Here is a 21,485-nt window from a genome sequence, read left to right as displayed (position 1 = left end):
GATTTTCCTATGGTCAACTTACGTCCCGTACTGTTTGTTATCGGGCTAGTTTTATCCAAACTGGCCCTGTTTATGTACGTGCCGACTTTGGTCGCTTTCTTTACCGGTACGGGGGGATTCCTCGATTTCGCCCAAGCCGTTGTGATCACGCACCTTGCCGCCTTCATCTGCCTAACGATAGGTCGAACCGCCAAGTTCAAACTCAGCGTACGCGATATGTTCCTCATCACCAGTTTGGTTTGGACCATCGCGAGTGCGTTTGCCGCCTTGCCATTTGTGTTTATCAACCACATCAGCTTCACCGACGCCTACTTCGAAACGATGTCGGGTATCACCACGACGGGCTCAACGGTGCTCAGTGGCCTAGACAACATGGCGCCGAGCATATTGCTGTGGCGCTCTATTTTACAATGGCTTGGTGGCATTGGTTTTATCGTGATGGCGGTAGCAGTGTTACCTATGCTGAATGTCGGTGGTATGAAGCTATTCCAAACCGAATCATCAGATTGGTCGGATAAAAGTAGTCCAAGAGCGAAAACGGTCGCCAAAAACATCGTAGCGGTTTATTTGATGCTAACGGGCCTATGTATTTTGGGCTACTTGATCACCGGCATGAACCTGTTCGAAGCAATCAACCATGCCTTTACTACGCTATCGACGGGTGGATACTCTACATCTGATGGGTCAATGAACCACTTCTCTAATGGCGCACATTGGGTGGCCACTACCTTTATGTTCTTAGGTGGTTTGCCGTTTTTGCTCTTTATCGCCGCGTTACGTAAACGCCGTATTGATGTGTTGGTTAACGACGCTCAAGTTAGAGGATTTGCGTACCTGTTCGTATTCTCAAGCTTAGTGATTTCAGCTTGGTTAGTGATTCGAGATGGGTACACCATTTTGGATGCCCTGCGAGTGTCGATGTTTAATATTGTCTCTGTCGTCACCACAACTGGCTTTGGCTTAGAAGACTTCACCGCATGGGGCGCATTACCCACCACTCTTTTCGCATTCTTAATGATGGCGGGGGCATGCTCAGGCTCAACGTCTGGCGGGATCAAAATCTTCCGCTTCCAAATTGCAATGACGCTGCTAAACAAACAAATGATGAAGTTGATTCACCCTTCAGGAGTGTTTGTACAGCGTTATAACCAGCGACCGGTGAATGATGATATTGTTCGCTCAGTGGTGGCATTTGGCTTGATGTTTTTTATCACTATTATCTTTATCGCGGGTTGTTTAAGTGCACTTGGCCTCGACCCTGTGACCAGTATTTCTGGCTCAATCACCGCCGTTGCCAATGTTGGCCCTGGTATGGGCAGTGTGATTGGCCCGACAGGCAACTTCGCGCCTCTGCCCGATACTGCCAAATGGCTCTTAAGCTTTGGGATGTTAATGGGCCGCTTGGAAATTCTGACTATTCTTGTACTGTTCTTTCCTGCGTTTTGGCGCCGCTAAGCAGACTCTAATTAAAAGGTATAACAATGAAAACATGGATTACTCTGGCGACCCTACTTGCCGCCTCATCCACATACGCCGCCGAGGTCATCACTTTAGCCGATGGTCGAGAAGTGAAGTTGAACGATGACTTTACCTGGGAGTACGTCATGAAAAAACCGGCGCAGCAAGCGACGGAGACACAAACAACAGCAAGCGTAGTTGAAACAATCGCAGCTCCTGCGATTGCGACAATCCCAGTGATAACGAAAACCGTTGGCACGACCGTGGTGGTAAACGCCAAAAAGCCAACCATGCAGCTATCAGATTCAGGTGTGGATGTATTGATTGGTTCAGCAAGCTATCAAAGCGGTGAGCTTGTTTTACCTACATCAATCACTAACCAAAGCTCTCAATCTGTCATTCAAGTGGAAGTTGAGGTGCAAGTGTTTGATATGTCTGGTCAGCAACTGGCAAAAGAAAACGTGACTGTTTGGCAATCCATCAAGCGCATGGCGGATACCTACCTGCGACCTCAGCAAGCGGAGCAAGGTAAGAGCATTAAATTGGCTGTACCGCAATCACAGCAATACCAGTTTTCTGCCAAAGTGCTAGAGGTAAAAACTCGCTAATACGTGTTTAATATTCTTTGTTGAGCCTATCGGCTAGATAGGCTCAACAAAGTAATAAATAGCAAAGAAATGGCACACGCAGCCAGCCAAAACAAAGCCGTGCCAAATCGCATGGTTAAAGGGAATGCGCTTCGCAACGTAGAAAATCACACCCAGTGAATACACAACTCCACCAGCAGCAAGCAGTGTAAGTCCGCCGACATCCAAGTTAATCGCCAACTGATAAATCACAATCAACGATAACCATCCCATCACCAAATACGTCATCAAAGAAAGCTTTTTAAATCGATAGACGAACGCAACTTTCATGATGATGCCGATCAACGCAATGCTCCAAATAACGATCATCAACCCAAATGCTAGAGGTGTTCTTAAGCTGACTAACAAGAAAGGGGTATAGCTGCCTGCTATCAAAAGATAAATAGCACAGTGGTCGAAGGTTTTTAGCCAACGTTTCGCTTTGGGATGAGGGATCGCATGATAGAGCGTCGAGGCCAAAAATAGCACGATAATACTCGCACCATAAATCGCCATACTGGTAAGCGTTAAAGTGTCAGCTTGATGGTCTATGGCTTTAACTAACAGCAGTATCAAGCCAACAATACCAAAAATCATCCCTATACCGTGGGTGATGGTATTGGCCAGTTCTTCACGTTGACTGTATTGAGGTTTCTGCAGCTCGGACATCAATGCGCCTATACTAGAGTTTGAAATTTGCTCTAGTATGGCACATTAGGCTTACACGTGTAAGCTTAAATTAAGACTCATGAACGGCAGTAGTTTGATCGAGATAATTGAGTACCAGTTCGCCAACTTGATCTGGCTTAGTCGTGGCAGGAATGGTCAGCTCTCGCTTGAGTTTGCCACTACTCAGTAAGCTCGCGAGCATGCCACCTTGCCCCTTGCGTGTGCGGTCAACTTCAAACCACAACTTGAGCTCTTGCTCACTGCGGTGGGCAACAAATTCTAATTCGCGCCACACGCCGTGGTAAGGTCCGTCGGTTGGCACCAGTTCAAACTCTTGCACAAATGGTAGATCGAATCCTTTCACTTCCTCGCATTCCACCTGGCGAATTCGTAAACCTTGCGCTTCAAATGCAGATAGTACCGCATCCATCAGTGGATCAGGTCGAACGGTGAGGATGTCTTTATCAGTCGGATCCAAAGCAGCGGCAACGTCTAAGCCAGTTTCTAACCATACTTTGGCATCACCAATGGTGATAGGCGTGTTCCAAGGCACATCGAGCTTAACATCGAAGGTACGCTCTTCGCCGGAATGGATGGTAAATGCGTAAGGGAGACTCCACTTAGCAAGCACATGAGTTTGAGGTACTCGGCGCATGCTGTGTCCTTCTCGCGCACCACGGTCATCAGGGGCTTCTGCGATGTAGCGGCAACAGAGTTTTAAATCAATGTTGTCGATCGCTTGTTCAGTCGCACCACCATATACATGGATAGACACATCCACACTTTGACCTGGGTATAGCACGTCTTGGTTTAAGATTGAGTCGACCTTCGCGCTCCCAATCCCAAAACTGGCAAGTGTCTTCTTCAAAAATGACATAGGCACCTCCTTCATCGAGATCTCATACTACTACTGCTGATCGTGGGATCAAACAAAAATTGCCTCGAACATCGCGACAAAATGACAAAATCTAAACAATTCAATTGCTCAACTATCGACCAATTATTACAAGGATGCTAATCTTACACTTGATATGCATGCATATCGGTATTCCTGACTCATTAACTGGATTGGCGAGAGCCAGAAGAGTGATTCTTCAATCTTGTTGGAGCCTAGCTCATAATGATTCAGGCCATTACATCGGCAATGGATATGCCTGACAGTTAGGTAAATTAATGCGCCCAACAACAGTCAGGTTCGCACACACTAATACTAGTGCAATGCGCCGCCGCAGTGGCTTTACTACTGCACCAAAGGCAAAGCAAGTTGCGCCAGCAATGACATTGGTTGAGAAGACAGCAATGATGTCGAGTGTTCCGGCCAAAGTTATCAAAGCAGCTTAATCAAAAGCGCGGCGCCAGCTGCGCTTTTTTCTTTGCACGCAACTCATAAAACTTCAAAGACTTAGAACAAACCACGGTGAAAGAGATCGTTTTTCCTATTTGGTCTTAGCAAAGCAATTTGGTACCTTTACTGCTAATTACACCTATAAATTCTGTGGAGAAAGAAATGAAGTGTCATCGCATTGAAGAGCTGCTTGAGCTACTAGAGCCTGAATGGCATAAAGATCAAGAGCTGAACCTCTTGCAGTTCATCGTTAAGCTGGCAAAAGAAGCAGGCTATGAAGGAAAGCTAGAAGATCTGACCGACGATGTACTGATCTACCACCTTAAAATGCGTAATAGCAGCAAAGATGAAATGATCCCTGGACTCAAAAAAGACCAAGAGGACGATTTTAAAACGGCGATCCTACGCGCTCGTGGCATCATCAAATAACCAGCTCAACAGCCAGTATTCTTTAAGCGACTCTCTCTGTGAGTCGCTTTTTTATAACCAAAGTTTTTAGTCCCACAATTGGTTATAACTGTTCAGCCAATTATCAGGTTAACTGTACTGATTTTTGTTGTTAAACATTGACTGCGTTAAAGAAACGGAATTGTTATTGATTGTATAATCGCCGTTCATCAGTATTTACTAAAATAATTATGTTCGGTCATCTTTATGACGGAACGAGCAGCAATGTCATCGAGCGACATCAATAGAAATGACGCCGTACATTATAAAAGCCTAAGAAGGATGAGTGCATGAGTCAGGACAAGATCGATATCAAAGATGTGACTCCTAAAACCTATAATCCCAAAACCCATAAAGGAAACGGGGATCGGTTCAACCCAAGTAATCGCATCTATGTACGCGAAAGCAAAGGGACTTACCAGAAACTGCGTCGTTACGGTGGTTGGTTCTTACTGCTTCTCTTCGCTTTGATACCGTGGATTCCTTACGGTGAACGTCAAGCGATCTTGCTTGATATTGGCAACCAGCAGTTCAACTTTTTCGGTACCACACTGTACCCACAAGATCTTACCCTACTCGCCTTGCTGTTTGTGATCGCGGCGTTTGGGTTGTTCTTTATTACCACCTTCTTAGGTCGGGTTTGGTGTGGCTATCTCTGCCCACAAACCGTCTGGACCTTCATGTATATCTGGTTTGAAGAGAAGCTCGAAGGTAGTGCCAATAAACGCCGTAAACAAGACTCCAATAAGCTGACGGCGAATTTAGCGATGCGTAAAGCCGTCAAACATATAGCTTGGTTTGCCATTGCACTCGCCACTGGTTTTACTTTTGTTGGCTACTTCGTACCAATGAAGCAATTGGTTATCGACTTTTTCACCTTTAACGCCAACTTCTGGCCCGTCTTTTGGGTAATGTTCTTTGCCATTTGTACTTATGGTAATGCTGGTTGGATGCGTTCCATCATGTGTATTCACATGTGTCCTTACGCGCGCTTCCAGTCTGCCATGTTTGATAAAGACACCTTCATCGTTGGCTACGATGCAAAACGTGGGGAAAAACGTGGCCCACGTCCGCGCAAAGCCGATCCAAAGCAACTTGGTTTGGGTGATTGTATTGATTGTGACTTGTGTGTGCAGGTGTGCCCAACAGGTATCGATATTCGTGACGGCTTGCAGTATGAATGTATCAACTGTGGCGCCTGTATTGATGCGTGTGACAACACCATGGATCGCATGGGCTACGAGAAGGGCCTAATTAGTTACACCACCGAGCACCGCTTATCGGGTAAGAGTACCAAAGTCATGCGTCCGAAGCTGCTGGGCTATGGAGCTGTGCTACTGGTCATGGTCGGTCTTTTCTTTGCCCAAATTGCAGCGGTAGACCCAGCCGGTATGAGTGTTATTCGCGACCGTAACCAACTGTTCCGCGTTAATAGCTCGGGCGAAGTAGAAAACACCTACACCCTCAAGGTGATCAACAAAACTCAGCAAGTGCAAGAGTACTCGTTGGATGTTGAAGGGCTATCCGATGTAAGCTGGTATGGTAAGCAGACAATTCAGGTCCAGCCAGGTGAGGTATTGAACCTGCCAATGAGTCTTGGTGCCGATCCTGACAAGCTAAACTCTGCGATTACGACAATTCAGTTTATACTCACCGATAAGAGCAACGAATTCACCATTGAAGTGGAAAGCCGATTTATCAAGAAGCTATAACTTCAGTGACTAACGGAAAAAGGCTCAGTAATGAGCCTTTTTGTTTATATGTCCCAAAGTATGTTTAACTTTGACGCCCTTACCCCAGACTTTATGTGGTACGCGTTAGAAAGCATCGGCGTTCGCGCAGAATCAGGCTTTCTTCCCCTCAATAGCTACGAAAACCGTGTTTATCAATTTACTGACGAAGAGCGTCGTCGTTATGTCGTCAAGTTTTACCGTCCTGAACGTTGGAGCAATGAACAGATCCAAGAGGAGCACGACTTTACTTTAGAGCTGATTGGCAATGAGATACCCGTCGCACCACCTGTGCGCATCAACGGTGAAACCCTGCATCACTATCAAGGCTATGCTTTTGCGCTGTTTGATAGCGTGGGTGGTCGCCAATACGAGGTTGACAATTTAGATCAGCTCGAAGGTGTAGGGCGTTTCCTTGGCCGCATCCATAAAGTCGGCAGCCGCCAAGCGTTCCAACATCGCCCTACGATCGGCTTACAAGAATACCTGTATCAACCAAGAGAGATTCTGCAAAACGCCAATATGATTCCAATGCACTTGGAGAACAGCTTCTTCAATGACTTGGATATGCTGATCAAATCAATTGAAAGCCACTGGCAAGAAGGCTTCAATATCATTCGTTTGCATGGCGATTGCCACCCAGGCAATATTTTGTGGCGAGATGGCCCTATGTTTGTTGATTTGGATGACGCTCGTAACGGCCCTGCAGTACAAGACTTATGGATGCTATTGAACGGTGAACGCCAAGACAAACTGATGCAGTTGGATATTGTTTTAGAGGCTTACCAAGAGTTTTGCGACTTTAATCCTGCAGAATTGAAACTAATCGAGCCACTTCGCGGTCTACGCATGGTGCACTATATGGCATGGCTAGCAAAACGTTGGCATGACCCTGCATTTCCTCTCGCTTTTCCATGGTTTAATGAGCCAAAATACTGGGAAGGTCAGGTCCTTGCATTTAAAGAGCAGATCGCCGCTTTAGAAGAAGCACCGCTGTCTTTAATGCCTCAGTGGTAAGTCAGGCCAAAAATTCAAAAATGGAGATATTTCGATGAAAAAACTGTTCGCACTGTTTTCTATGCTGATGTTAAGCCTGTCGGCACATGCAGCGCAATTCAAAGAAGGTGAACATTACAAAGTATTGGATCTTGAGGCATCAAAAAAACCTCTTGTGACGGAGTTTTTCTCTTTCTACTGCCCGCACTGTAATAGCTTTGAACCGGTTATCCAGCAACTGAAAAAGCAGTTACCAGAAGGTACTAAGCTATTAAAAAACCACGTTTCTTTCATGGGTGGCAACATGGGCCCATCAATGAGCAAAGCCTACGCAACGATGGTTGCATTAAAAGTGGAAGACAAAATGGTGCCAGTGATGTTTAACCGCATCCACAATCTAAAGAAAGCACCACGTAATGATGAAGAACTTCGTCAAATCTTCCTTGATGAAGGTGTAGATGCGAAAAAATTCGATTCTGCATTCAAAGGCTTCGCGGTTGATTCAATGGTTCGCCGTATGGACAAGCAATTTGAAAACAGCGGTCTAACCGGCGTTCCTGCGGTTATCGTTAACAACAAATACCTAGTTCAAGCACAAAGCATCAAAACGATGGATGAGTACTTCTCTCTGGTGAACTACTTGCTGACACTAAAATAAGCACATCGATATCAATCAAAAGGGGAGCACGTCGCTCCCCTTTTGTTTACTTGTAAATCTCTTGTAGTAACCGATCTTTTTCTTGCCACACATCACTCAGCCATTGTTGAAATTGCCGCTTATAGGGCTTATCGTTGAAGTAATCACCAAGCACTCTTTCATCAACGGGTAACACATTTACACGCACAACCACCTTGCTCATGCGGCCCATCAATAAATCCTTGAACGGTTTATGCGTATTTTCTGGGTACGCCAACGTAACGTCGATAATGCTCTCGAACTGTTCCCCCATCGCCGCTAACGTGTACGCAATCCCGCCCGATTTTGGTTGCAGCAAATATTGATAGTTTGCTTTACTCTTACGCTGCTTTTCTTCGGTAAATCGGGTTCCTTCGACATAGTTAACCACTGTGGTTGGAGTGTGTTTGAATTTAGCGCACGAGCGACGTGTCGTTTCTAAATCTTGACCTCGCTTATGAGGATTGCGGATCAGATACTCTCGCGAATAGCGACGCATAAATGGCATGTCGAGCGCCCAACACGCCATCCCGATGAAAGGCACATACAGCAGTTGTTGCTTGAGGAAAAACTTCGGCATGGGAATACGGTCTTTAAACACGCAGCAAAGCACAACAATATCTGTCCAACTGAGATGATTACTGATCAGCAGATACCACCCGTCTTTTTTAAGCGCTTCACCGCCCTGAACATCCCACTCAACACGGTTAGATACCGCCAGAATGCACGCATTAACGGTAGCCCATAACCACATCACCTTATTGGCACAAACGGTCGCTATCGCTTTTAGCTTTACGCCAGGAAGCAATATTTTAAATACAGCGATAACACAAATTGCGAGTGAACAAACCGCAGAATTGAGAATCACAAAAGAAGCGTTAAAAAAAAATAACAAATATGCCAACATGATAGTCAAACAACAGTGATAATGTGTGAAGAATAAAACAGCGTGTAATTATACTGCGCCTTTGCCACATTGGAACATGCGTGGAAATGGTCAGATTTGTTACCGCAACCAATATGTGCACCACTCATTCGACAACAAGGAGATAACGAATGAAACCAAGGCTACTTCTCTTGCCTTTGGCCTTTGTCGTCAGTTCTGCTCAGGCTCAACTCGCTGAAACCGCAGGTTTTGGCGGTGAAATTTCGCTGAATGCCGGATTCATATCATCAGAATCCAATTTCAATACAGAAAATAGTAACACCATCGATTCTCTCGATAAGCGTGCCGATAGTGACAGTTCCGTTATCGCTGCACCGCTAGGGAGTGTGACATACACCTTTGGTAGCCGACTCAACCACCAAGTTTACGCCGGTACCACACGCTCAGATGTCGCGGTAGGTACACTCGCTTTTCAGTTGGGCTACCAACACGAGCTACAATCTGGCACCGTGCTCGATGTTTCCTATCTGCCGACGGTACTCAAAGGCGAAACTTGGCGCAACCCTTATCAAGTAGGAACCGCACGTAAAGAGACGGATGTTGACGGCAATGCGTATCGCTTTCAGATCAAAGGGTTGATTGATAAGAACTTCAACCTTGATCTTGCTTATGCTGATAAAGACATCGAGCAGGAGGAAGTGACAGACCGCTCACTTGCTCGCGATGCTAACCTTTACTATGTCAAAGGCGACTATCGCATTCCACTCAACCAAACATCTATGTTGCAACCCGCTTTCACCTACATCAATCAAGATGCCGACGGTAAGGCGGAGTCATTTGATTCGTACGGATTTGACATTAGCTGGTTTAAATTTATCAACCGTCATCGATTGGCCCTCACCGCGGGTTATGCATGGAAAGACTATCAAGCAGCTAGCCAAACTTTTGCTAAAACACGAAATGACGACACCATCAGCCTATTTGCGGCCTACGAATATCAAAACGTATTTGACTGGCAAGACTGGTCGTTCATTTCTTTAGCCGGCTATAGCCAAACTGACTCGAATATCACGTTTTATGAGGAGAAAGAGTACCTATTGTCGCTTGGTCTCAACTACACCTTCTAACGTCCTTCATCGCAACAAGGTGCTTACAACACTTGTTGCGATGACACTTTGCTGTCTATACCGCTTGCGCCGTAAGCTGTTTCAGCAAACGGTCCATCGCTCGATACCCAAGCGCCTCGGCCAAGTGCGTTCGTTCAATTTGCTCCGCCCCATCCAGATCGGCGATTGTTCGCGCCACTTTGATAATACGATGATATGCACGAATCGAGAGCCCTAAACGATGCAAAGCGGTTTCAAGAAACTCAGCATCACTCTTATGCAAGGGACAAAACGCCTCAATTTCTCGACTACCTAGCAGTGCATTGACCTTACCACTGCGGTTTAGCATATTGTTACGCGCATGGCTCACACGCGCTTTTACGATAGCAGTCTGCTCACCGCGATCACCACCTTCTGCTAATGTCCCTTTGGGCAAAGCTGGGATTTCTAAAGACATATCAAAGCGATCTAACAGTGGTCCAGATAATCGACCAAGGTAGCGCAAAATAGCTTGTGGATTGGTGCGCGCTTGATTGCCTTCGTAATATCCTGTCGGGCTTGGGTTCAAGGCTCCGACTAATTGGAAACGAGCCGGAAAGCGTGTTTTACCTTGCGCTCGAGAGATAATGATCTCTCCAGATTCGAGCGGTTCGCGTAACGAGTCCAGAACTTTACGATCAAATTCGGGCATTTCATCGAGAAACAATAACCCGTTGTGGGCTAAAGAGATCTCCCCTGGTCTGGGTACCGAACCACCGCCGACTAATGCCGCCATTGAACTTGAATGATGCGGAGAACGAAACGGACGCGACTTCCAGTTATGCTCATTAATTTCACTCTGAGTCAACGATGCCACCGAAGCGGTTTCCATTGCTTCTTCGTCACTCATTTCCGGTAATAAGTCACACAAACGCGAAGCCAACATCGTTTTTCCAGTACCTGGCGGGCCAAGGAAAAGTAAGTTGTGGTTTCCAGCGGCAGCAATCTCCAGTGCTCGCTTACCTTGTTGTTGGCCAATAATATCTTGTAAGTCTCGACCATGTTTTTCGATGGTTTTTCGCTTAGGCGTTTGAAAAAGATTCAGTCGATGTTGACCACAAAGCTCGGCACATACTTCCAGTAATGATTGGGCCGATTTATGTTGTTCCTTCCCCACCAGCGCCGCCTGATCGCCATTCACATGTGGGACGACCAAATGACGTTGAATCTTACTGGCTTCCAGCGCAGCAGGCAGCACACCTTTTACAGGTCTCAGACCACCAGATAACGCTAACTCACCAACAAATTCGTAGTTTTTGAGCTTATCTGTCGCGATTTGCTCCGAAGCGGCCAAAATTCCCAATGCAATAGGAAGATCAAAACGCCCTCCCTCCTTGGGTAGATCTGCCGGAGCCAAGTTCACGGTGATCCGCTTAGCAGGAAATTGAAAGTTAGAATTAATGATCGCACTGCGTACGCGATCTTTGGACTCTTTTACCGTTGTCTCTGGCAAGCCTACTAAAGTAAACCCTGGCATGCCGTTGCTGATATGAACTTCTACACTAACCGATGGCGCTTGCACCCCGACGCTTGCTCGACTATGAATGATTGCCAGCCCCATACGTTCCTCAATTTTTTTGAACACTCTGTAAACAAATGTTTTATCTAGTTGGTTATGTTATATACCGCGTCCCAATTGAGAGTTAATGTGAAAAAAGAATGACTTTTTGCTTGTCATGCAGCGGAATTGTGTGATACCACTAATGACGCAAACAATTTCGTAGAACATTACACAACATTTTTTAACGAAAAAAGAACGACAGACAGATGAACCTTTTCGCTCATATCAACGCACTGCTAGCCCTGATTATCGTGGTCATTATTGGCACCGCGCGGGGTATTGTGGGCGAAAGGTAACCACAAATTACAAAAAACCCCCGCACTGAAAAGTCCGGGGGTTTTTTTACAACTACAAGTTGTCATCTGTCTAACCCTCGGACAGTTTAACGGGAAGAATGGGAGTGCACATGAAGTGCAATAAATATGGCAATCGCTACGAGCCACAACGTAGCAAAGGAGGTTTACGATGACTGGTGCACAACTTGTCGTAGCCGCTTTAAGACAGCAAGGCATCGAAACCGTTTTTGGCTACCCCGGCGGGGCCATCATGCCAATCTATGATGCTTTGTATGACGGTGGGGTGGAACACATCCTATGCCGTCACGAGCAAGGGGCCGCTATGGCAGCTATCGGGATGGCTCGTTCCACTCAAGACGTTGCTGTGTGCATGGCAACTTCCGGCCCAGGAGCCACTAACCTTGTTACCGGCCTTGCCGACGCTTTCCTTGACTCCGTACCTCTAGTTGCCATCACAGGCCAGGTAGCTAGCTCTCATATCGGTACCGATGCATTCCAAGAAATGGATGTGATCGGAATGTCCCTAGCCTGTACTAAGCACAGCTATCTCGTGACCGAAATTGAAGATCTAGCTCCGACACTTGCCGAAGCCTTTGAGGTCGCAAAAACCGGTCGTCCGGGTCCTGTCATTGTCGATATCGCCAAAGACGTTCAACTCGCTCAAGCACCCACAGACCTTCTTCCTCCATACATAGCACCAGCAATCGAAGATGTCAGCGCTGAAGATATCAAACGTGCGCAAGATGTCCTGGCAGCATCTACTCGCCCAGTGTTGTATGTTGGTGGTGGCGTGCAACTTGCGAAAGCAACCGATGCAGTACGCGAATTTCTTCGCTTAAACCCAATGCCTGCAGTTAGCACATTAAAAGGCCTCGGTACCATTGAACGCCATGATCCCCACTATCTTGGTATGTTGGGTATGCATGGCACCAAAGCCGCCAACCTAGTGGTTCAAGAAGCTGATCTATTGATCGTGGTTGGCGCGCGTTTTGATGACCGTGTGACGGGTAAGCTCGACACGTTTGCACCAAATGCGAAAGTGATTCATATCGACATTGATGCTGCGGAGATTCATAAACTGCGCCACGCCAACGCACCATTACGTGGCGACATCAACACCATTCTCCCTCAGCTAGAGCTGACTCAAGATATCTCACCGTGGGTTCATCACAGTGAAAGTCTGCGCAGCGGCTTTAAGTGGCGTTACGACCACCCGGGCGAGTTAATCTACGCACCGCTATTGCTTAAACAGCTGTCTGACATGATGCCAGATAGCTCAATTGTCTCGACCGACGTCGGTCAGCACCAGATGTGGGCAGCGCAACATATCCAGCCACGCGAACCACAAAATTTCATCACTTCTGCTGGCCTTGGCACCATGGGCTTTGGCTTGCCAGCGGCGATGGGTGCTGCAGTCGCACGTCCTGATGATCAGTCTATCCTTATTACAGGTGACGGTTCATTTATGATGAACGTTCAGGAATTGGGCACGCTGAAGCGTCGTCAGATTCCAGTGAAGATTGTCCTTCTTAATAACCAACGTCTTGGCATGGTTCGCCAATGGCAGTCATTGTTCTTTGACGGTCGCCACAGTGAAACCATTCTTGATGACAACCCAGATTTCGTGATGTTAGCAAAAGCGTTCGATATCCCGGGCAAAACCATCACCAAGAAAGAAGAAGTCGAACCTGCTCTCAAAGAGATGCTAGCGAGTGAAACTTCTTACATGCTTCACGTTTTGATTGATGAAGAAGAAAACGTGTGGCCATTGGTGCCACCTGGCGCATCAAACAGTGATATGTTGGAAAATACATAGGAGACAATCGCATGGACAGATATTTACTCGACATCAAAGCCGATGACAAACCGGTACTGTTGGAGCGCGTTCTACGTGTGATTCGTCACCGAGGCTTCGTGATCAAACAAGTCGCTGCTACGCAAAACCACGAAAGCAAAGTAGCCAGCGTCGAGATCATCGTCGACAGCGATCGACCAATCTCGTTTTTGATCAATCAAATAGAGAAGTTGTGGGACGTTCGTAAGGTTGAGGTGCTAAAAATCCGCAACGATGAACTGCCAAATCACAACTTACAACAACACGTAAGTGCATAAGGAAGGCAACAAATGGCAACGAAAACTGCAGATTTCATTTGGTTTAATGGTGAGATGGTTCCATGGGCAGAGGCGAACGTTCACGTTCTGACTCACGCAATGCACTATGGTACATCCGTGTTTGAAGGCGTGCGCTGTTACAACACACCAAAAGGCCCAATTGTCTTCCGTCACCGTGAGCATGCACAACGTCTAAAAGATTCTGCCAAGATTTACCGCTTCCCGATCCCATACACAGTGGAAGAAATCATGGAAGCGACCCGCGAAACACTGCGCCAAAACAAACTCGACAGCGCTTACATTCGTCCATTGGGTTTTGTCGGTAATGTTGGCTTAGGCGTATGTCCACCAGTTGGCACTGAGATGGATCTAATCATTGCAGCATTTCCTTGGGGCTCTTACTTAGGCGAAGAAGCGCTAGAAAAAGGTGTCGATGCGATGATTTCAAGCTGGAACCGCGCTGCGCCAAACACCATCCCAACTGCAGCTAAAGCAGGCGGTAACTACCTATCTTCACTACTGGTTGGTGGTGAAGCGCGTCGTCACGGTTACGACGAAGGTATTGCGCTAAGCGTAGATGGTTACCTATCGGAAGGGGCTGGTGAAAACATCTTCGTTATCAAAGATGGCGTAATCACCACACCACCAGCAACTAGCGCGATTCTACCGGGCATCACTCGTGACTCGATCATGACAATTGCACGCGATAAAGGCTACGAAGTACGTGAAGCGAACATTGCTCGTGAAGCCCTTTACCTTGCCGATGAAGTCTTCATGACAGGTACTGCGGCTGAGATTGTACCAGTGGCAACCATCGACAAGATTGAAGTGGGCACTGGTAAGCGCGGCCCTATCACTAAAGAACTACAAGCAGCCTACTTTGGCCTATTTGACGGCACCACGGAAGATAAGTGGGGCTGGTTAGACTATGTGTACCCAGAACAGAAGTAAGAAGGATTAGGAAATGCCAAAATATAGATCAGCCACCACCACACATGGTCGTAACATGGCGGGTGCACGAGCACTGTGGCGTGCAACGGGTGTGAAAGAAGAAGACTTCGGTAAACCAATCATCGCCGTTGTAAACTCGTTTACTCAATTTGTTCCGGGTCACGTACACCTGAAAGACATGGGCCAGCTTGTAGCACGCGAAATCGAAAAAGCTGGCGGTATTGCGAAAGAATTCAACACCATCGCGGTTGATGATGGTATCGCAATGGGTCACGGCGGCATGCTGTACTCACTGCCTTCACGCGAACTGATCGCAGACTCTGTGGAGTACATGGTCAACGCGCACTGTGCCGATGCCATGGTATGTATCTCTAACTGTGACAAAATCACTCCGGGAATGTTGATGGCATCTATGCGTCTCAACATCCCGGTTATCTTTGTTTCCGGTGGTCCAATGGAAGCGGGTAAAACCAAGCTTTCTGATCAGATCATCAAACTAGACCTTGTAGATGCGATGATCCAAGGCGCGGATCCAAAAGTGTCTGATGAGCAAAGCGAGCAGATCGAACGCAGCGCATGTCCAACGTGTGGATCGTGTTCAGGCATGTTCACTGCAAACTCAATGAACTGTCTAACGGAAGCACTGGGTCTTTCTCAACCAGGTAACGGTTCTATGCTGGCAACGCACGCTGACCGTGAACAACTGTTCCTTAATGCAGGTCGTCGCATCGTTGAACTGACTCGTCGTTACTACGAGCAAGATGACGAATCAGCACTGCCACGCAACATCGCTACGTTTGATGCGTTCGAAAATGCGATGGCACTGGATATTGCAATGGGTGGCTCAACCAACACCATTTTGCACCTACTTGCCGCGGCGCAAGAAGGTGAAGTGGATTTCGATATGGAAGATATCGATCGCCTATCACGCCAAGTACCACACCTATGTAAAGTGGCACCTTCAACGCAGAAATATCACATGGAAGACGTACACCGCGCTGGTGGCGTCATGGCAATTCTTGGTGAGTTAGATCGTGCAGGTCTTCTACACAATGATGCGCGCACCGTGCTTGGCCTTTCGATGAAAGAGCAGCTGGCGAAATACGACATCATCCAAACTGAAGACGAAGAAGTACTTAAGTTCTACCGCGCAGGTCCTGCGGGTATTCGTACTACTCAAGCGTTCTCACAAGATTGCCGCTGGGATCGCCTTGATGACGACCGTGCGGAAGGTTGTATTCGTACTATCGATCATGCCTTTAGCCAAGAAGGTGGCCTAGCCGTTCTATCAGGCAACATCGCATTAGATGGTTGTATCGTTAAGACTGCTGGTGTTGATGAGAGCATTCATAAATTCACTGGCCCAGCCGTAGTTTTCGAAAGCCAAGAAGACGCCGTAGAAGGCATCTTAGGCGGCAAAGTAAAAGCAGGCGACGTGGTTGTTATCCGTTACGAAGGCCCTAAAGGTGGTCCGGGCATGCAAGAAATGCTTTACCCAACCACTTATCTAAAATCGATGGGCCTTGGCAAAGAGTGTGCACTTCTGACTGACGGCCGTTTCTCTGGCGGCACATCAGGTCTGTCAATCGGTCACGCCTCTCCTGAAGCAGCAAACGGCGGTGCAATTGGCCTGGTAAAAGAAGGCGATATGATCGCAATTGATATTCCAAACCGTTCAATTTCACTCCAAGTGTCTGAACAAGAACTTGCTGAGCGCCGTGCAAAACAAGACGAACTAGGCTGGAAACCAGTTGACCGCCAACGTGAAGTTTCCTTTGCACTCAAAGCGTACGCGAGTATGGCAACCAGTGCTGACAAGGGTGCAGTACGAGACAAGTCGAAGCTAGAGGGCTAGCAATGATGGAAGCTCAACCCGAAAAACAAGTGAACCAAACTGGCGCAGATTATCTGCGCCAAATCCTTCGCGCACCTGTTTATGAAGTAGCAACAGTGACGCCACTGCAAGAAATGCCTCGTTTATCTGCACGTATCGGGAATAACGTGCAGATCAAGCGTGAAGATCGCCAACCCGTACACTCGTTCAAATTGCGCGGTGCCTACAATATGGTGGCGAGTTTATCTGAAGCACAAAAAGCCGCGGGGGTGATTGCAGCATCGGCAGGCAACCACGCTCAAGGCATGGCGCTCTCTGGTACTAAGCTAGGCATCAAGACCACCATCGTAATGCCCAAAACCACACCAGACATCAAAGTCGATGCGGTACGCAGCTTTGGTGGCAATGTAGTGTTGCACGGCAGTAACTTTGATGAGGCAAAAGCCGAGGCAGAGCGTCTATCCGAGTTAAACGGGTACACCTTTGTCCCTCCCTTCGATCATCCACTGGTGATTGCAGGTCAAGGCACCATCGGCATGGAAATGCTGCAGCAAAATGGTCACCTTGATTACATCTTCGTCCCTGTCGGTGGCGGCGGTTTGGCTGCGGGTGTTGCGGTACTTGTGAAGCAACTGATGCCAGAAATCAAAGTGATTGCAGTTGAGCCAGAAGATTCGTCATGCCTCAAAGCGGCATTGGATGCAGGTGAACCAGTAGTATTAGACCAGGTCAGCATGTTTGCCGATGGCGTTGCAGTAAAACGCATTGGTGAAGAGACGTTTCGTCTATGCCAAAAGTACATTGATGGCCATATTGCAGTCTCTAGCGATGAAATCTGCGCAGCAGTAAAAGACATCTTTGAAGACACCCGTGCGATTGCAGAGCCTTCTGGCGCGCTTGCTCTGGCGGGTTTGAAGAAGTTTGCTGAACAGAACAAGCTGAAAGACAAAAACCTAGGTACGGTATTGTCTGGCGCAAACACCAACTTCCACGGTCTGCGTTATGTTTCTGAACGCTGCGAGCTTGGTGAAAAACGTGAAGGTCTGCTTGCCGTCACCATCCCTGAGCGTCAAGGTGCTTTCTTTGAGTTCTGTAATCTCATTGGCGGCCGTGCCGTGACAGAGTTTAACTACCGCTACAACGATGACGCATTGGCAAATATCTTTGTCGGTGTGCGTTTGCAAGGCGGTCAGGAAGAGCTAGAACATATCATTCACGACTTACGTGATGGTGGCTACCCAGTGGTTGACCTGTCTGATGATGAAATGGCGAAACTGCACGTGCGCTACATGATTGGTGGTAAGCCGTCTAAGCCGCTTAAAGAGCGCCTCTACAGCTTTGAATTCCCAGAGTACCCTGGGGCGCTACTTAAGTTCTTAAGCACACTCGGCACACACTGGAATATCAGTTTGTTCAACTACCGTAACCACGGCGCTGACTACGGACGTGTTTTATGTGGTTTCGAGTTAGATGAAAGCGATTTAGCTCAGTTTTCTGCACATTTACGTGAACTTGGCTATCAATGCAAAGACGAGACAGACAACCCATCGTATAAGTTTTTCTTGTCATAAAACGCCACATTTTAAACATATCAATGAAAACACCTCGCTAATGCGAGGTGTTTTTTATGACTGTAACCAATCTTTATGTAGCTGATTAGGCGACCCAAGATAGTCCACCATCCACTGGATCAATTTATGATTATCATCTTTGCGCCATACTAAGCAGCAGTGACTGAGCGGTTTATCATCCGGCATGACCTTCTCCACCAGCACACCATCATTGATTAAGGGTGTTGCAATATGACGTGGCATGTAACCCACGCCCACCCCATTTTTTAAACATTCAATCGCACTATACCAATTGGGCAATAATAATCGGCGCTGTTGCGGATAATGGCCAGTATGGCGTTTTGGCAGCACGTTCGAAGTATCATCAAGACAGATCGCCGGAAATTGACTCACAAACGCTTCAGTAAGCACTTGTTGTCGAACGCAAGGATGAGCGGGTGACATTACAAATGCCCAATCTAATACGCCCATATCTTTGACTTCAAAATCTCCCCCAACGGGAACCGCAGATGTCGCGCCAACGACAATGTCGGCTCGACCTTGTGCTATGGCTTCCCAAGAACCATTGAAGACCTCCATATTGATCTGCAATTCAGCAAATTCAAACTCGCGATAGAAATCTTCCACCAAAGGTTTGAGTTTTTCTAACTTCACCACGTTATCTAAGGTCAGCTTTAACGTGCTTTTCCATCCTTGAGCCGCTCGCCGCGTTTGTGCTTTCACCTCTTCCATTTGACGCAGCAAAGAGCGCGCCTCGGCCATAAAAAGTTCACCCGCTGGAGTTAGCTCGACTTTCCTTGGTAAACGTCGAAACAGCACCACATCTAAATCTTGCTCGACCTGCCTTACTCCATAGCTGATGGCTGAGGGGACTTTATGCAATACCTCAGCCGCAGCGGTGAAACTGCCTAAACGGGCAACCGTATCCAACATTTCCAAAGACGCTTTAGAGAACATGATTTAACCTTTCAAAAAATTTGATTGATAACCAACAATTTTAGCGTTTTATTTTCTCAAAATCGAAAAATAGAATAATAAGGTAAATAAATCAGGGTTGGTGCCAACTGATGTTGATTAAAAAATGATTAAATAATTTGACTGGTTGAATCATGAAAATCTCAAAACTACAGCTCATTTATCTGGCAGCATTATCGATGCTTGGCTTCGTTGCTACCGATATGTATCTGCCAGCATTCAAAGCGATGGAAATCGACTTTGCAACAGGCCCTGAGCAAATTGCGCTCTCTTTAACGGTATTCCTCGTTGGTATGGCGATTGGCCAACTAATGTGGGGATTGGCATCCGATAAATTTGGCCATCGTAATACACTCGCAGCTGGGTTGGTGCTATTTACTATCGCGTCATTCGGTTTGGCTTTCTGTGATCAAGTATGGCAACTACTCACACTGCGCTTTATCCAAGCTATCGGTGTGTGTGCACCAGCCGTGATCTGGCAGGCTATGGTCATTAAGCGCTACTCAAGCAGTAGCCAACAAATTTTTGCGACAATAATGCCACTCGTCGCGCTATCACCAGCACTAGCACCTCAATTAGGGGTTGTGTTGGCAGATAACTTCGGCTGGCACAGTATCTTTATTACGCTAACACTGGTTGGTGTCTTTTTGGTCTTTGCGACCATGGCACAAAAAGACGAGAAAGCAGAAATCAAACAAACCAGTATGTCTGCCGACATCAAAGCGCTGCTGAGTTCTAAAAAATACCTTGGCAACGTGTTTATGTTTGCGACGGCTTCAGCTGCATTCTTTGCTTACCTAACAGGGATGCCAGAAATCATGGCGCAACTGGGCTACGAAGCAAAAGATATTGGTTTGAGCTTTATCCCACAAACTATCGCATTTATGGCTGGTGGCTACTTAGGTAAAGTAGGCGTTCGAAAATTTGGTGATGAAAAGGTTCTGCGCCAACTGATTGGCCTATTTAGTGTCGCGGCATTAATGATTTTCATTGCTTCACAGTGGGAGCTGTCATCGATTTGGCCTATTCTTGCGCCATTCTGTTTGATTGCCGTTGCTAACGGCGCGCTGTACCCAATAGTGGTAAACCGTGCACTGGCCAGCGCACAACAGAGCCCTGCAACAGCAGCAGGTCTGCAAAACAGCCTGCAAATCTGTGTAAGTAGCTTCTCAAGTGCATTGGTAGCCGCAATGGCAAGCCAAGCTCAGATGGTTACTGGCATCGCAATCATCATCTGTATGGGTGGGCTGTGGATGGGATACATTCTGTCGAATCGCGAATTATCCAAGCACTTTACGACTCCTGACAACGCCCGAGTCGTGAGTGAAGACGAACTTTAATCGTTCAGATAATAAAAAGAGCCGCGCAATGCGGCTCTTTCTGTTTATAAGCTTTTCAACCCCCATTTCTTGGCAGTCTGCTTAAAAAAGCCTTGAGTCTTTTTCAACTCTACCCAGTGATTGATGTAATTAATCCATACTTGATCGTCTTGCGGCAACAACATAGCAATTGGGGTTGGTTTACGCGGTGCGGTCACTGGCACTATCGCCAATTGTTTAAACTTATCCACCAACGTCGCTGCTTCCACATTGGACGTCACCGATACATCGGCCCTGCGAGCTAGTAGTTCTTGGAAGTCGCGCGCTGGCGCTTCAATAACAATATGCTGAGCAGACGGGAAGAACTCTTTCACCATTTTTTCTTGTACCGTACCTAACGTCGCCGCGACTTTTACTTCTGGTTTATTAAAATCCGCCCAATCAGAGAATTTGGCGAGATCTTTCTTTTGCACCACAGGTACAAAGGCAAGGTAGAAATATGGCTGGCTATATCCAGCTACTTTCGCGCGAGACATGTTCAGAGATGCGCTGCCAGTAATATCGTATTTGTTGGCGGTAATGCCATTAACTAGCGTCTTCCAATCCGTGGGCACATACTCCACTTTTACACCGAGATCTTTAGCAAGTTCTGTTGTTACATCGATATCGAAGCCACGATAACTGTTTGTCGCGGGGTCTTTCATCGTCATCGGATTCCAATCTCCCGTCGTTCCAACTCGGAGTACGCCATTGTCTAAAATGGATTGAAGACGGCTTTCAGCGTGAGCGACTTGAGTCGCAGCAAGCAAACACATTCCTAGCACTAGTAAAATCTTTCTCATTTTTATTCCCTTAAAAATAATGACCTTATACGGTTTAATAATTAAC

General features: G+C 47.0%; 20 protein-coding genes. 14 read left to right on the top strand and 6 right to left on the bottom strand.

Annotated elements, in window-relative coordinates; all coding sequences use genetic code 11:
- Window positions 1–9 precede the first annotated feature (9 nt).
- Together R7E38_RS19415 and R7E38_RS19410 are read left to right on the top strand one after the other, a co-directional pair.
- Window positions 10–1,455 (top strand): TrkH family potassium uptake protein, encoded by a 1,446-nt coding sequence (locus R7E38_RS19415; protein WP_017821575.1) that lies wholly within the window; start codon window positions 10–12, stop codon window positions 1,453–1,455.
- Window positions 1,456–1,481: 26 nt separating this feature from the next.
- On the top strand, window positions 1,482–2,066 hold the full coding sequence (locus R7E38_RS19410; RefSeq protein ID WP_025768917.1) for a DUF3157 family protein: 585 nt from the start codon (window positions 1,482–1,484) through the stop codon (window positions 2,064–2,066).
- 33 nt (window positions 2,067–2,099) lie between these two features.
- Here the strand turns inward: R7E38_RS19410 and trhA are convergent, their stop codons facing one another.
- A complete protein-coding gene (gene trhA / locus R7E38_RS19405) occupies window positions 2,100–2,753 on the bottom strand; it encodes a PAQR family membrane homeostasis protein TrhA (protein ID WP_025768918.1) in 654 nt (217 codons plus the stop codon).
- 70 nt (window positions 2,754–2,823) lie between these two features.
- Entirely contained in the window at window positions 2,824–3,630 is an 807-nt protein-coding gene (locus R7E38_RS19400) for a sporulation protein (RefSeq protein ID WP_025768919.1), read from the bottom strand.
- A gap of 296 nt (window positions 3,631–3,926) precedes the next feature.
- Here R7E38_RS19400 and R7E38_RS19395 point away from each other — a divergent pair, with 296 nt between their 5' ends.
- From R7E38_RS19395 to R7E38_RS19375, 5 genes are all read left to right on the top strand, one after another.
- Window positions 3,927–4,094, top strand: a complete 168-nt coding sequence (locus R7E38_RS19395; RefSeq protein WP_005379043.1) for a hypothetical protein — start codon at window positions 3,927–3,929, stop codon at window positions 4,092–4,094.
- A gap of 166 nt (window positions 4,095–4,260) precedes the next feature.
- The gene (locus R7E38_RS19390) at window positions 4,261–4,527 is read left to right on the top strand and encodes a YihD family protein (RefSeq protein ID WP_017821571.1); all 267 of its coding nucleotides are present in this window, start codon (window positions 4,261–4,263) and stop codon (window positions 4,525–4,527) included.
- Between the two features lie 308 nt (window positions 4,528–4,835).
- On the top strand, window positions 4,836–6,257 hold the full coding sequence (ccoG, locus tag R7E38_RS19385; RefSeq protein WP_005379038.1) for a cytochrome c oxidase accessory protein CcoG: 1,422 nt from the start codon (window positions 4,836–4,838) through the stop codon (window positions 6,255–6,257).
- Window positions 6,258–6,305: 48 nt separating this feature from the next.
- Window positions 6,306–7,292, top strand: coding sequence for a serine/threonine protein kinase (locus R7E38_RS19380; RefSeq protein ID WP_031777274.1), 987 nt, complete (start codon window positions 6,306–6,308; stop codon window positions 7,290–7,292).
- A gap of 34 nt (window positions 7,293–7,326) precedes the next feature.
- On the top strand, window positions 7,327–7,929 hold the full coding sequence (locus R7E38_RS19375; RefSeq protein WP_005379036.1) for a thiol:disulfide interchange protein DsbA/DsbL: 603 nt from the start codon (window positions 7,327–7,329) through the stop codon (window positions 7,927–7,929).
- A gap of 46 nt (window positions 7,930–7,975) precedes the next feature.
- Here the strand turns inward: R7E38_RS19375 and R7E38_RS19370 are convergent, their stop codons facing one another.
- Window positions 7,976–8,854 (bottom strand): acyltransferase, encoded by an 879-nt coding sequence (locus R7E38_RS19370; RefSeq protein WP_017821568.1) that lies wholly within the window; start codon window positions 8,852–8,854, stop codon window positions 7,976–7,978.
- Window positions 8,855–9,003: 149 nt separating this feature from the next.
- On the opposite strand from R7E38_RS19370, the gene R7E38_RS19365 reads away from it, so the two are divergent.
- Window positions 9,004–9,960, top strand: coding sequence for a DUF2860 domain-containing protein (locus R7E38_RS19365; RefSeq protein WP_005379034.1), 957 nt, complete (start codon window positions 9,004–9,006; stop codon window positions 9,958–9,960).
- A gap of 55 nt (window positions 9,961–10,015) precedes the next feature.
- On the opposite strand, the gene R7E38_RS19360 is transcribed toward R7E38_RS19365, so the two are convergent.
- A complete protein-coding gene (locus tag R7E38_RS19360; protein WP_226084083.1) occupies window positions 10,016–11,539 on the bottom strand; it encodes a YifB family Mg chelatase-like AAA ATPase in 1,524 nt (507 codons plus the stop codon).
- Window positions 11,540–12,004: 465 nt separating this feature from the next.
- On the opposite strand from R7E38_RS19360, the gene ilvG reads away from it, so the two are divergent.
- The 5 genes from ilvG to ilvA are packed head-to-tail and all read left to right on the top strand — an operon-like array spanning window position 12,005 to window position 18,303.
- Complete coding sequence (ilvG, locus tag R7E38_RS19355; protein ID WP_005378960.1) at window positions 12,005–13,651, top strand: acetolactate synthase 2 catalytic subunit; 1,647 nt, start codon at window positions 12,005–12,007, stop codon at window positions 13,649–13,651.
- 11 nt (window positions 13,652–13,662) lie between these two features.
- Complete coding sequence (gene ilvM / locus R7E38_RS19350; protein ID WP_005378958.1) at window positions 13,663–13,947, top strand: acetolactate synthase 2 small subunit; 285 nt, start codon at window positions 13,663–13,665, stop codon at window positions 13,945–13,947.
- A gap of 12 nt (window positions 13,948–13,959) precedes the next feature.
- Complete coding sequence (gene ilvE / locus R7E38_RS19345) at window positions 13,960–14,898, top strand: branched-chain-amino-acid transaminase (RefSeq protein ID WP_033906585.1); 939 nt, start codon at window positions 13,960–13,962, stop codon at window positions 14,896–14,898.
- Window positions 14,899–14,911: 13 nt separating this feature from the next.
- The gene (ilvD, locus tag R7E38_RS19340) at window positions 14,912–16,753 is read left to right on the top strand and encodes a dihydroxy-acid dehydratase (protein ID WP_005383859.1); all 1,842 of its coding nucleotides are present in this window, start codon (window positions 14,912–14,914) and stop codon (window positions 16,751–16,753) included.
- Between the two features lie 2 nt (window positions 16,754–16,755).
- A complete protein-coding gene (gene ilvA, locus R7E38_RS19335) occupies window positions 16,756–18,303 on the top strand; it encodes a threonine ammonia-lyase, biosynthetic (protein WP_226084084.1) in 1,548 nt (515 codons plus the stop codon).
- 54 nt (window positions 18,304–18,357) lie between these two features.
- On the opposite strand, the gene punR is transcribed toward ilvA, so the two are convergent.
- Window positions 18,358–19,260 (bottom strand): DNA-binding transcriptional activator PunR, encoded by a 903-nt coding sequence (gene punR, locus R7E38_RS19330; protein WP_005378948.1) that lies wholly within the window; start codon window positions 19,258–19,260, stop codon window positions 18,358–18,360.
- A 152-nt stretch (window positions 19,261–19,412) separates the two neighbouring features.
- On the opposite strand from punR, the gene punC reads away from it, so the two are divergent.
- On the top strand, window positions 19,413–20,618 hold the full coding sequence (gene punC, locus R7E38_RS19325) for a purine nucleoside transporter PunC (RefSeq protein WP_005378946.1): 1,206 nt from the start codon (window positions 19,413–19,415) through the stop codon (window positions 20,616–20,618).
- Between the two features lie 44 nt (window positions 20,619–20,662).
- On the opposite strand, the gene R7E38_RS19320 is transcribed toward punC, so the two are convergent.
- Window positions 20,663–21,439, bottom strand: a complete 777-nt coding sequence (locus R7E38_RS19320) for a transporter substrate-binding domain-containing protein (protein ID WP_005378944.1) — start codon at window positions 21,437–21,439, stop codon at window positions 20,663–20,665.
- Window positions 21,440–21,485: the final 46 nt, after the last annotated feature.

Origin of the sequence: Vibrio sp. Vb2131 (assembly GCF_033338535.1) — a bacterium.
GTDB classification, from domain to species: domain Bacteria; phylum Pseudomonadota; class Gammaproteobacteria; order Enterobacterales; family Vibrionaceae; genus Vibrio; species Vibrio alginolyticus.
The sequence above is the reverse complement of the archived record's forward strand: the minus strand, read 5'-3'. Positions and strand labels throughout refer to the sequence as shown.